This window comes from Dolichospermum sp. UHCC 0406, from assembly GCF_009712025.1.
In the GTDB taxonomy this organism is placed as follows: Bacteria; Cyanobacteriota; Cyanobacteriia; order Cyanobacteriales; family Nostocaceae; genus Dolichospermum; species Dolichospermum lemmermannii.
Map to the genome: position 1 here is coordinate 79,597 of NZ_VILA01000025.1, position 12,725 is coordinate 92,321.

Annotated in this window: 10 protein-coding genes; 4 read left to right on the forward strand and 6 right to left on the reverse strand. The window is 36.8% G+C overall.

Annotated features, from left to right (window positions below):
• Positions 1-8 precede the first annotated feature (8 nt).
• The 3 genes from FJR09_RS20075 (at position 9) to nadB (ending at position 3,223) form a co-directional block, all read left to right on the forward strand.
• Positions 9-689, forward strand: a complete 681-nt coding sequence (locus tag FJR09_RS20075) for a DUF3120 domain-containing protein (RefSeq protein WP_371415563.1) — start codon at positions 9-11, stop codon at positions 687-689.
• Positions 690-995: 306 nt separating this feature from the next.
• The gene (gene psbU, locus FJR09_RS20080; protein ID WP_015081139.1) at positions 996-1,424 is read left to right on the forward strand and encodes a photosystem II complex extrinsic protein PsbU; all 429 of its coding nucleotides are present in this window, start codon (positions 996-998) and stop codon (positions 1,422-1,424) included.
• 122 nt (positions 1,425-1,546) lie between these two features.
• Positions 1,547-3,223: an L-aspartate oxidase gene (gene nadB / locus FJR09_RS20085; protein ID WP_168654171.1), complete on the forward strand. Its 1,677-nt coding sequence runs from the start codon at positions 1,547-1,549 to the stop codon at positions 3,221-3,223.
• A 182-nt stretch (positions 3,224-3,405) separates the two neighbouring features.
• Here nadB and FJR09_RS20090 read toward each other — a convergent pair whose 3' ends face one another.
• The 6 genes from FJR09_RS20090 to FJR09_RS20115 all read right to left on the reverse strand — a co-directional run bounded on the left by FJR09_RS20090 (position 3,406) and on the right by FJR09_RS20115 (position 9,625).
• Positions 3,406-6,033, reverse strand: a complete 2,628-nt coding sequence (locus tag FJR09_RS20090) for a carboxypeptidase-like regulatory domain-containing protein (protein WP_371725663.1) — start codon at positions 6,031-6,033, stop codon at positions 3,406-3,408.
• A gap of 104 nt (positions 6,034-6,137) precedes the next feature.
• Positions 6,138-6,491: a hypothetical protein gene (locus FJR09_RS20095; protein WP_051155206.1), complete on the reverse strand. Its 354-nt coding sequence runs from the start codon at positions 6,489-6,491 to the stop codon at positions 6,138-6,140.
• A gap of 148 nt (positions 6,492-6,639) precedes the next feature.
• Entirely contained in the window at positions 6,640-7,203 is a 564-nt protein-coding gene (locus FJR09_RS20100) for a hypothetical protein (RefSeq protein WP_015081142.1), read from the reverse strand.
• Positions 7,204-7,473: 270 nt separating this feature from the next.
• On the reverse strand, positions 7,474-8,280 hold the full coding sequence (locus FJR09_RS20105; protein WP_168652754.1) for a hypothetical protein: 807 nt from the start codon (positions 8,278-8,280) through the stop codon (positions 7,474-7,476).
• 21 nt (positions 8,281-8,301) lie between these two features.
• Positions 8,302-8,751 (reverse strand): hypothetical protein, encoded by a 450-nt coding sequence (locus FJR09_RS20110; RefSeq protein WP_053540449.1) that lies wholly within the window; start codon positions 8,749-8,751, stop codon positions 8,302-8,304.
• Positions 8,752-9,043: 292 nt separating this feature from the next.
• Positions 9,044-9,625: a hypothetical protein gene (locus FJR09_RS20115; RefSeq protein WP_168652755.1), complete on the reverse strand. Its 582-nt coding sequence runs from the start codon at positions 9,623-9,625 to the stop codon at positions 9,044-9,046.
• A 511-nt stretch (positions 9,626-10,136) separates the two neighbouring features.
• On the opposite strand from FJR09_RS20115, the gene FJR09_RS20120 reads away from it, so the two are divergent.
• Positions 10,137-12,575, forward strand: a complete 2,439-nt coding sequence (locus FJR09_RS20120) for a tetratricopeptide repeat protein (protein ID WP_168652756.1) — start codon at positions 10,137-10,139, stop codon at positions 12,573-12,575.
• Positions 12,576-12,725: the final 150 nt, after the last annotated feature.

Here is a 12,725-nt window from a genome sequence, read left to right on the forward strand (position 1 = left end):
CGTTAGATATTGATGACAGCCTTAAAAATCCTTCCTTACCAAACTTTATCTCTTCCCGACAAAGTTGGTTAATATTTTTAGCATCAGTATTTTTAGTATCAGTACCAGTGTTCATGGAAGCACCACTAGTGCGCTCATTTCCCACTCTTAGCGTATTAATGACAGGCTTTTGGGTGTGGATCAGTATTAGATTAATGTCACGTCCCCAAACCTATCTGTGGGGAGATTTACTTTTTGGATTTAGCTGGACTTGGTTAACAGGCGCAATTTATTGGGGTTGGTTAAGATATGAACCAATCTGGCATATACCTATAGAAGCACTAGGATTACCCTTTGCTGTGTGGTGTTTAGCGAAAAATTGGGGTAAAGTCGGCAATTGGTTTTACCTCGGTTCTTTACTAGGAACGGTTTTAACCGATATTTATTTTTATTTAGTGGATTTGATGCCTTATTGGCGACAAATTATGAGAACAGATCCCTCTGGTGCTTCACAAATCTTACAGAATGCCCTAACACAAGTCCAAACACCCTGGGGACAAGCCTGGGCAATCATTCTTGCTCTCATTCTGATGACTGTAGGAACAGCTTCTTTACTCAATAAACAATGTCATTGGTATGCCTTTGGCGGCGCAGTTTTGAGTACAATCTTAGTAGACAGTCTCTTCTTATTAGCAGCAGTTCTGGCGTGAAATTCCCATGAATTTAGGTAAACACCGAAAAATGGGCGCAAAGGTGCTATCAGGTCAGATTTTTGGCAAAAGTCAAATCAAACCAAATAGTCGTAAATATTATGGATATTGATCCGCTGTATATTAGTTTTTGATGACTGTTGTGCAAACTCTCAAGCTGAAACCATGAAGCTAAACCATGAAGAAACCAGGATCAAGTTAGAAAATAAACTACTCTAACACCCTTAAACTTCCGGCTTATGCCCTAAAGTTCATAGCTTTTGGCTGCAAAATTTTATTATTCCTTGAAAAAAAGAGGTAAAAATCGTGAAAGCATTGGTGCGTTTATTCAGTGTATTTACATTGTTGCTAGGTTGTTGGGGAATGTTGGGAACTACCCAAACAGCCCAAGCTACTGGCTTCAATAGCTTTGTGGGAAATCAAGTCCCCGTTTTAGCAATTGCCCGCCAAAACAAAGCAGATCAGAAGTTGGCAACAGAGTTTGGCAAGAAAATTGATTTGAACAATACCAATATGCGGGCTTTCCAAGATTTTCCTGGACTGTATCCCACCCTGGCTAAGAAGATTGTCGCTAATGCTCCCTACGAAAAAGTAGAAGATGTATTAAATCTGCCAGGATTGACCGATAGACAAAAAGAACGTTTGCAAGCTAACTTAGCCAATTTTACAGTTACAGAATTAGAGCCTAACTTCAATGAAGGGGACGACCGTATTAATAACGGTATCTACAGATAACTAAGGACTGGGAATTGGGAATTGAAAACATATTCCCAATTACCCATACCCTAAGTTGAGATCTTAAATTTTGGGCTGTAAATCCCAAAAATCATCCAAATCACAAAAATCATAGTTATCCCTTGCCTGATATAAATATTCCTAACCAATTTGATGTTTTAGTAGTCGGTGCCGGTGCAGCAGGACTATATACAGCCCTATGTCTACCCGCATCTTTACGAGTCGGCTTAATTACTAAAGAAACAGTTTCCCTATCCGCCAGTGATTGGGCGCAAGGTGGCATAGCCGCAGCCGTAGCCCCAGAAGATTCGCCACAACTGCATATTGAAGACACATTAAAAGCAGGTGCTGGTTTATGCGACATCGCCGCTGTCAAATTCCTCGCCGAACAAGCCCCCAGTTGTATTCAATCCCTGGTTAACTTAGGCGTAGCGTTTGATCGTCATGACAGTAACTTAGCTTTAACCCTCGAAGCAGCCCATTCTCGTCCTCGCGTGCTTCATGCCGCCGATACCACAGGCAGGGAAGTTACCACCACCCTCACAGATCAAGTCCTGCGTCGTCAGAATATTCAAGTCATTCAGCAAGCTTTGGCTCTGAGTTTATGGATAGAACCCCAAACCGGTCAATGTTTGGGAACTAGCCTATTTTATCAAGGTAAAATTACCTGGATTAGAGCCAGGGCTGTCATTTTAGCTACAGGTGGCGGTGGTCAAGTATTTGCCCAAACTACTAACCCAGCAGTGAGTACAGGTGATGGTGTAGCGATCGCTTGGCGGGCAGGGGCAATTCTGCGGGATTTAGAATTTGTCCAGTTTCACCCCACAGCCCTAAGTAAACCAGGACGTTTCCTGATTAGTGAAGCTGTGCGTGGAGAAGGGGCGCATTTGGTGGATGACACCGGGCGACGTTTTGCCTTTGATTACCACCCAGCAGGGGAACTAGCACCCCGTGATGTGGTCAGTCGAGCTATTTTCAGTCATTTACAAAAAACGGCTGCTGATATGGCTACAGCGAATGTCTGGTTAGATATGCGCCCCATTCCCGCTGACAAAATTCGCCATCGTTTCCCGAATATCATCAATGTTTGTCAACATTGGGGCATTGATGTTTTTACTCAACCCATTCCTGTGTCACCTGCTGCCCATTATTGGATGGGTGGTATCCTTGCAGATGTGATGAATGCCACGAATATTCCCGGTTTATACGCCATTGGAGAAACTGCCAGTACGGGAGTACATGGTGCTAATCGTTTAGCCAGTAATTCGTTGTTGGAATGTATTGTCTTTGGGGCGCAAATGGCTAATGTTGACTATGAAAAATTGCAACTGGGAAAACAGGAATCTGCTAATATTATTGAAACTGAAAGTTTGGCAGTTAACCCATCTCTAATTGAGTGGGAAAATCAACAAAGACAATTAGCAGAAATTCGCCAAAATTTACCCCGTGTAGTTTGGCAAAGTGCAGGTATTTGTCGAGAACAATCAAGTTTAGAAAATGCCATTTCTCAAGTTGCATCTTGGCAAGAAGACTTTGCGGCTTTACCTTTAAGTCAATTATTATTGAGTTTAAAACCAACACAATCAGTTAATTTTCAACAGCCACAAATTGAAAAGGAATTACGGCTTTGGGCAGAAACTCGTAATTTATTAGATATTGCCGAATTAATTCTGAAAAGTGCTGTTTTTAGAACCGAAAGTCGGGGTGGACATTACCGTTTAGATTATCCTCAAACTGATCCTAATTGGCAATTTCATACTCTTGTGCAAAAGCAGGAATGGTGGATAGGTAATAGGTGATATTATCTCCGGTTAAACACCTTTTACCCTGATAATTGCCAAGTTTTACTGGCGACAGCACAACCCGACGCTCATGTTGGGTTTCATGCTTCAACCCAACCTACAGAAAATGGACAAGGTATTGTTAAGTAGCAAAGATTTTTTATCCTTTATAAACCAAAATTCCGCACCTCATTTTGATGTTATGGCTGTAAATTTAATTCCAAGAAAGTCTTAGAATTTGTATTAATTTCTAAAGTATTTGGTTGGGCTAGTTTACCATCAATAAGTACATTATACGTGCTTACATTTAAATCTTCTAAATAGTAAATTCCAGCACTGTTAGTTACTGAAGTAACTCGGTTTTCTGGATGACTACGAGAAACAAATTCTACACTAACTCCTGTTATTGCTTTCCCTTCTTTATCTATCACTCTTCCCGTCACAACATAAGCTGGAATCAGAGGTATTAAAACAGTCGTATAACTTCCAGGAGAAACTTTAACTGCATAGGCTGGTTGGATAGCTTTCCAACCAAGGGGAAAACCCGCTGGATCTATATCCAAACGATAATTACCTGGTGGAAGCTCAAATAATGCCCCTTTGCTGACATTTTTTGGCCGAGAGACACCTAGTTTATTCAAAGGTTGATTATTAATTAAGAATAGTGATTCTATATCTTCAGTATAAAAATCTTCTCCATGATCATGACGACCATTATTATTTTTATCCAGAAATGGTTGAAGTAAGATTCCCCCTTGAGTGCGTAACTTTTCTAATTTTGTCTCGTCACCGCTGAAATTCATACTAGGTTGTAATAACAAACTGGTAAATAAATTGAGACTTAAAGAAGAACTATTATTACTGACTGCACTATAAGTTAATCTTAATCCTAAACCAGGAACTAGAGTTGTAGAAGCAGATGTGATGATACCATGACCTTGAGAACCATTACCATAGCCAAATTCTAAGTCTAATAAACTCCTACCATCTTTACTTTTCCAAGGAGTTCGATAAATCAAATTCAGGCTGCCTAAATAGTTTTTATCATCGGTATCATATTTTAGGCTAATTGCATTGCCTGTAGAGCCAAAAAGCCGACTGCCAGAAAGATTATAGATTAATTCAGAAGAAATATTTTGGTTATATTTACGAATGCCAATCAAAAAAGGATCTAAACGAGCATTCAAAGCACCATTAATACTATTTTTATAATCATAACTCAAACTCAAAAAAACTGGTTGTAAGTTGAAGTTAAACCCGGTTTCTAAGCGATTATTTGTTCCACTAGAATACAAATTAGAAAATAAACTAACTTTTCGGTTTAAAGCCCAAAATAAATTGGTATTATAAGATTTTTCATCACCGCCAAAACCTAAGCTAAAATTATTAGTTCTGTAGCTAATATCTGCGTTAAAACTAATTTGATTACCAGTTAATGCCCCAAGTTTAAAGGTTAGAGGAGAATTTACTGGTTGATACAATATTTCGCTGTATGGTTGAGTAGAACCATCATAAACTACCCCAGTACCTAAAGTAATTTCATTAGAAAGTCCAAAATAATAAGTAGCTCCACCTTGAAAATCACCAAGATTCCCGAAAAAGCTTTGATTTGTGCGATTTCTTTCTGTACCTGCGCTGATAACAAAAGCTGATTTTCCTTTATTGATTTGACCTTGTAAATTGCGATAATTTAGAGGAATTTCTTCTGGTTTACCACTCAAATTTCCTCCTGGATAAAGCAGAAGTTTATAATTCTGACTTTCTGCATTCCCTGTCAAAGAATTACTAGCTGTCACCACATTTTCAAAGCGGTATTTTGCTGAATTATCTACAAGTTGCTCCCCAACTATCAAATTACTATTTTGGGTAACTAATTGTACTAAAGTTCCAGGAGCAGCTTTTCCCGTTATGGTTCGTAAAACTTCATTAGTATTAAGTTTGTCTAGAGGATTAACACCTCCATAGGAAAAACTAGAATTATTTGCTGGCGTGTAGCCTAAACGTTGAATTATTGTAGTGCCAAAATACTCACCTTGATTGCGATCAAATCGTCCCCAAAAAGGTGCTTGAGTGCCGATAAGATAGTCTGTATAAGGACTAGGATGAAAATATTGCAGTTCGTTTATTTGCCAGTTGCTACCTACATTACTATTAATTTGTTGAATTCTTGAAAATAAGCTTCCCCCAACAACACTTCCTAATGTTTTAAATTCTGAGTTGTAATTTAAATTATTATTACTAAAATTTGTTCCCTGAGTTTGACTCAAATTTGTTCGTTGAGAAATACCAGTCAAGCTCAAAAAAGGAGGATTGATTTGAGGTAAGCCTGCTAAGATGACTGGTTGTTCTTTTTCTTGGTATTGTTTATCATTAACATTTTTTGTTAACCATGATGGATTGAAAACAAGAGCATATTCTGCTATACTAAATTCAGCAGGAATATTTAAAATATTTTTAATCTGTTCTACAGAAATAGCTTGACCGATATCAGGGTCATTAACTAATAGACTTGGATCAAACTTGATGATTAAACCAACAGAACGTAATTCTAATTGACCATCATCTTTTTTGGTGACGTTGAATTTTAAGGCTTTAATGACATCAGCAAAAGGAACTAGCCAGTTGTTAAAATCAATGGCTTCTTTGCCATTCTCTAAACCCTTGACTGTGGTGGAAGGAATTACATTATTCCCACCGACATTAATTCCCAGCGGGAGAATCGTAAATTTTCCTGATAATGGTATTTTACTAGCAGCAGGAGCTTGATTAGGTTCTAAAACAGTAGAATTGTCAGTTAAATATAGATTGTTAAAGTCCTGAGCATTCACTGGTGGATACCTGATGAAAATTGTTATCACCCCACCGATCATACTAGAGTTTGCTACAATTAAGCTTACCAATTTAAGCCCTGCACAGTTGATAGGTAGAAATTTCATCTTGATGGAATAGTCACTGGTAAACTAAAAGGTACTTTTGTAGGATTTCGAGGATCTCCCCAAAACAATTCTCCTGTAAGCTGATAATTTCCTGCTGGAATTAACGTTTTTGTTTGGTCTTTTTCAATAGTGATGGGAACATTTCTTGTTCCTTCTGCAATAATAGTAATCTTAGAAATTTCCCCTTGAAATCCTAGTTGTCCGGCTTGTTTTAATTCCCATCTACCTTCAGAACAAATAGTCACGTTTCCTTCATTTTTAACTAACAAATAGAGTTCTTTATTTTTGTAGGGTGATAAATCATTGGGACTATAGGAATCCTGTTTGATTCCTGAATGTTCAAGAATCAAATAGGAGTGCTATAGATTCTAAAAGTAACAGCTCAATAATCCGGGGTAAATCCTTCCATTTATTAGGGTAATAAAACCTGTAGCTGTTCCTTGTTTTGTTTGTGTGGAGATAACTAGGGAAGATACATTTACTTGAGCATTTGCCGGTTTATGAAGGTGCCAAGGTAATAACAACAACAGCAGTATAATTCCCATCTAACAATTCTTCTCCAGTAGTGGTTGGCTCCCAAGTAGACTTAACTGTAATGGTAATGTCACCTGCGGTACTTGGATTCCAATCAGTGGCACTGAAAGTTAAACTGTTCGATGATGCTGGCAATACTGCAAATATAGCAGTATTTGCAGTATTACTGGAAAGTGTAGTAGTATGCACCCCTTGAAGAAGAGTTGCTTGGGTTGGCGCAGTAGGTCGGGTTACGGTGACCTCTGCTGTTATATCAAGTTGATCTAGGTTGCAGTTAAATGAGGCTTGGTCACTTTTCTCCAGCTTTGAAACACCACCAGAGCCTGTATAGAGAGTTTTAGTGTAGGCGTTTGTAGTGCTAGGGAAATTTGTAGTAACGGCACAGGATGGATCTACATTCCCACCAAAACCGACAGGGTTAGCATTAGCTTTACCGGCAAAGATAGAACTAGTGGACGCAATTACACCACCTGTTAATAAAGAAGCAATAGCAGCGGCTTTTAACACTTTCTTAAATGTTTCTTTCATTTCCTTTCCTGTTTTGTTTCATAGAACTTACAAAAAGTCTTGATTTGTTCGGATTACTATTGATATGCAATTGTACATTCACTGAATATACTTATGATAATACCCCAAAAGTTACCCGATCCCTCAAAATCAAAAAGTTTTCTTTTAAAAAACCTATTTAGAAACTTAAATCAATAACTTTAAACGATGAATCAGCCCAGATTAACACCTCCATAGGAAAAATTAGAATTATTTGTTGGCGTGTAGCCTAAACGTTGAATTGTAGAAGTTTCATCTTGATGGAATAGTCACTGGTAAACTAAAAGGTACTTTTGTAGGATTTCGAGGATCTCCCCAAAACAATTCTCCTGTAAGCTGATAATTTCCTGCTGGAATTAACGTTTTTGTTTGGTCTTTTTCAATAGTGATGGGAACATTTCTTGTTCCTTCTGCAATAATAGTAATCTTAGAAATTTCCCCTTGAAATCCTAGTTGTCCGGCTTGTTTTAATTCCCATCTACCTTGAGAACGAATAGTCACGTTTCCTTCATTTTTAACTAACAAATAGAGTTCTTCCTTTTTGATATCATAGTTAGTTTCCTTGGGAATTAAACTTTCTCGAATCTCACCATGACTAACATAAACCACTGTTCCCAGTCTATTATTTACAGTCAAACCACTGGTATTTTTTGGCTTAAAAGGTTGAGAAAAAATGACGGCTCGATATTCCCCTGATTTCATACTGGGTAAGAGACGAGCTAATAATCTAACTCTACGGGTTTGTTTTGGCTCTAAAACTATTTCTGAAGGAGAAAAAATGAGATAGGGTGATAAATCATTGGGACTAGATTCTAAAACTTGGAAACCATTGGAATTATACGTAAACGGTAAAGCATATAAATTCATTTTTACTGCTTCATCTCCTTCATTTATTAGGGTAATAAAGCCTGTAGCTGTTCCTTGTTTTGTTTGTGTGAACATAACTAGGGGAGATACATTTACTTGAGCATTTGCCGGTTTATGGAATAGTAATGATCCACAAAACCCCATACTTGTTATTGCAACAATACTTTTTTTAATAAATCTTGATTTCAGCATTATTTACTCCTTCGTAAAAATTCAAGGTGAAGTGATATTGATCATGAGTTCATAAGTATAAAAGCCAGCAAAAAATTTCTGTGGTCTTTGGATTTGAATACTTACTGCCATAGGAGTGGTACTTGAACCGGAAAAGGTATCAGTTGTACTAGAATTTTGATGAATGGTCTTACTACTACTGTTATTTGTATAGGTTAATTGTGCGGTTCTACTTGTACCAGCAGGATCTATTTTCTCAGTAGTTGCCTGTTGATTTAAAGTTGGTTCAGATAGGGTGATAGTAACATCAATATTAGAAACAGTATTATCAACTACAAAACTACACTGGGCAGGTTGTGTAGTAGCAAGATTATATTGATTGGTTAATGTTAAGCTACCTTGAGTAGGGCAGGTTAGACTTAATTGTGCTAATACTTGAGTAGGATTGAGAATAGTTATAATCGTTAAAGCTACTAAAATTAGTTTTTTCATGGATCTTTTTTCTAGTCATTTACGACAGCAAGCAGCACGATTATAGGACTTAAGCAATAAAGTGATTAAATTTAAGCCAAGAATAATCACCTACCCGATAGGGTAAGTGATGAGGTGAATACTATTTATACTCAACAGGGCTTAATTATTTGACTCTGCGGGCAGGAGTTTAGCATTGCTAAACTCCTACAAATCTAGGTTTTTCGTGATTTTACAAAAGTCTATGTCCCAACCGTTTTGAGTATAAGCTAAAAAATCAAAGAGCGGTAAAATTAGGGAGTTTTTGCCTGTACTAGTTAGGTGTGACGGTAACAATAGCAACAGCAGTATAAGTCCCATCTAACAATTCTTGTCCATCAACGGTTGGGTTCCAAGTAGACCTAACTGTAATCCCAATGTTACCTTGGAGGTTTGTTTTCCAATTTGTGGGAGCTACAGTAGTAGAACCAGTTCCAGTTGCATTAGCATTTGCAATATCACTGGAAAGTGTAGTAGTATGCACCCCTGCAAGAGAAGTTGCGTTGACTGGCGCAGTAGGTGGGGTTGCGGTTACAGCTGCTGATACGTTAACTGTATCACTGTTGCAGTTAAATTGGGCCGTGTCACTTGTCTCCAGCCTTAAAACACCACCAGCGCCAGAGGATGAATATGTAGTTTTCGCGTAGGCGTTGGATGTACTGCTAGCGAAACCAGTAGCAACGGCACAGGATGGATCTATAGTCCCAGTAAAACCAGTAGTAGAACTAGCTGTTGTGATAGGAGTAACAGCATTAGCTTTATCAGCAAAGATAGAACCGGTGGAAGCAATTACACTACCCGTTAATAAAGAAGCAATAGCAGCGGCTTTTAACACTTTCTTGGATGTTTCTTTCATTTTCTTTCCTACTTTGTTTAATAGACAATACCTTAGCCAAAATAAGAGTCTTGATTTGTTCGCGTTAGCGTTGCGGAGCAATGGTACGCTTACATATTATTCTGACGGGAGGCGTTAGCCATCGTGTGGCGTTTGCGGTATTGTGCCGGAGGCATTACCCGTAACCTCACGTAACCTCAATATATAATTTTTTCTGCATGGTATGTGTATATTTAAGCAAGTTAAGTAAAGTTCATTAATAATAATTCTGGAAATCGCTTTATAATTTGGTTGTAGCTATTTATAAAGAAAAAATAAACTTAGTATAATAGTCTTTTACTTCCTTAAATTCCTTAAATTCATGATTTTTTTCAGTTGAATTACCGATTTAGTTTAAACTCCAGGAATGATGAAAATCCCCAGAAATCGCCAGACATACTTATTAACCGAGTTGGGTGAGGAAAAAATAATTAATACTCTTAGTGAAAACCACGTGAACCCACGTAATAGAATTACGTGGATACAGAAACAGATGGAAAACATTGGTGAAAGTATAAGTAGTAATACGGTTCGTAGAATTTTAACAAAGCAGAATGTTGAAGAGTATGCAATTAAATTACTATTTAAGACATTAAACATCCCATACAAGCACAACATAGATGTTATTCTAGCTTTAAAAGATATAAGTAGTGCGAAGAGTTGCTATCAAAACTTCTTGTCTTTTGAAAACAAAAGTCCTAATTTTTTCGGTAGAGACAATGACTTAGCAAGACTTAATACTCTAATCAATCAACATCAAAAAATGATTGTTATTCAGGCACCAGGAGGACTAGGTAAAACAACTTTAGCTAGGCAATACTTAGATAATCAAGGGTTTGATTTAGTTTTATCCCTAGAAATAGCTAAAGAACCAGATAATATCACTAGCGTTGAAAGCGTAGTTGAAGAATGGCTGAAACAATACTTTGAAGAAGAACCAGGCAGGGAATTTGGTATTACACTCGCAAGATTAAAAAAACACTTGCAAAATCGCCAAGTCGGGATATTAATTGATAGCTTAGAACCTGCACTAGATAAACATGGTAGGTTCATTCAAAATCATAGTCGTTATCTAGAATTATTCAGGGTTTTAGCTGATGCAACTGTGCAGTCATTTACGATAATTACCAGTAGAGAATGTTTATTTGATGACCGTATTGATATAATTTATCATTATTATTTAAGTGAATTAGGTGTATCAGCGTGGCAAGAATTTTTGGCATTTCACGAAGTTAAGATTGATATTTCTTTACTAGAAGAAATGTACATAAAATATGGGGGTAATGCCAAAGCTATGCATATCTTGCTTGGGTCAATAAAAACAGATTATCAAGGAGATGCAACTGCTTATTGGCAAGAAAATTGTACTTTGGTGGAAAGAGGATTAAAAAATTTAGTTATCAATCAATTTGAGAGATTGCAAAGTTTAAATCCAAATGCTTATAAGTTACTGTGTCGGTTAGGATGTTATCGCTATCAGGATATACCACAAGTGACTGAAGATGCCTTACTAGCTTTGCTGTGGGATATTCCTGACCAGCAACAGTGTATCTATATAATTAGATCTTTAAAAAATTTGCGTTTGTTTGAATTTGCCAAGGGCAAGTATTGGCTGCATACAGTGATTAAAGAAGAGAGCATAAAAAGGTTAAAATCAAGTCAAGAATGGGAGGAAGTTAACCGAAAAGCAGCCGAATTTTGGAGAGGTAGTGTGAAAAGTATTCGCACCATGGAGGATGCTAAAAAAGCTTTTGAAGCTTATTATCATTATGAATGTATTCATGACTTTGAACAAGCTGGATATATAATTATTCAACGAAGAAATGGTTGCTGGTCATTTGATGAAATGCTGGCTTTTTCTTACTATCGAATGGGAGCATTAACACAAGTAATATCTATACTGAATTTCCTGAAAGAAAAGATAAAATCTGAATATCTACTAGCAAGTATTTATAGTATTGAAGGCATAATAAATTTAGTGTCAGGAAATATGAATATAGCGATTAATTATTTGCATCAATCACTAGCAATGGCAAATTGTATTTTAAATGATTTTGAAAATAATCAAATAGACATAAGTTATGACGAGATTGTATTATTGATAGTCAAAAATCAAATCCATTTATCCTTTTACTATATAGACATCTGGGAACTGGAAGCAGCCATAAATATTTTAGAACCGACCAAATCATGGATAGAAAATATAATCCAAAAAGGAGATAAAAATTTAAAGTTAAAAATAGAAAAATATCAAGTAACCGTGTGGCTACATTTAGCTTTGTTATACTCGTACTTTAATACAGCAGAAAAATACATTCTTCCTCAATCTTTGGCTAAAAAAGTATATTATTCGCTTTTCACGGGAATTTTTGCGGAAATAGTATATTATATGATACTTAATTTAGAAACTTTACTAATTAATGCAGGCTTGGAAACTGAAGTGAATTTTTGCAGATGGCGTAAAATATATGCTTTATTAAAGTTAGGTCTAATTTACAAAAATTTAGGAAACATTAAAAAATCTTTGAAAATATATAATGCAGCGATAAAATTTTCTCAAGCAGAAAGTTCCTATGGATGGATAGAATCTGCTCAAGAACTTAACTATAATTCTCACTATAATCCGCTTGTAGCTAAAGCTTTAACTGGTTTAGCAGAACTTGATCGAATCCAAGATAATTTTGAAGAAGCACTTTTCAAACATTCACAATCAATAGAAATATTCCATAAAATCAGTGGTAACAGATGTGATTTAGCAGAAGCTTACTTTCAACTAGGTTTAACATATCAGAAAATGGGTGACTTTAAAAATAGTCAGATCAATTTTGATGAAGCCATAATATTATTTACAGCAGTGGCAGCTCCCCGGCAAGTTGAGAAAGTTCATAGAGAGAAAGTCAGTAACCCAGCCCTAAAGGGACTGGGCTTGTAAGAGAAATCAAGCCGTACTGACCAGACCACCCTGAGCCTGAGAAAAACCAAAATTTGTAAGAGACTTCCAAGAAATAAAATCCCCAAAAATTTCTTGTAGTGCGGGCATCTTGCCCGCTGGATATGTACCTCATAACACTGGAAAGTTCTG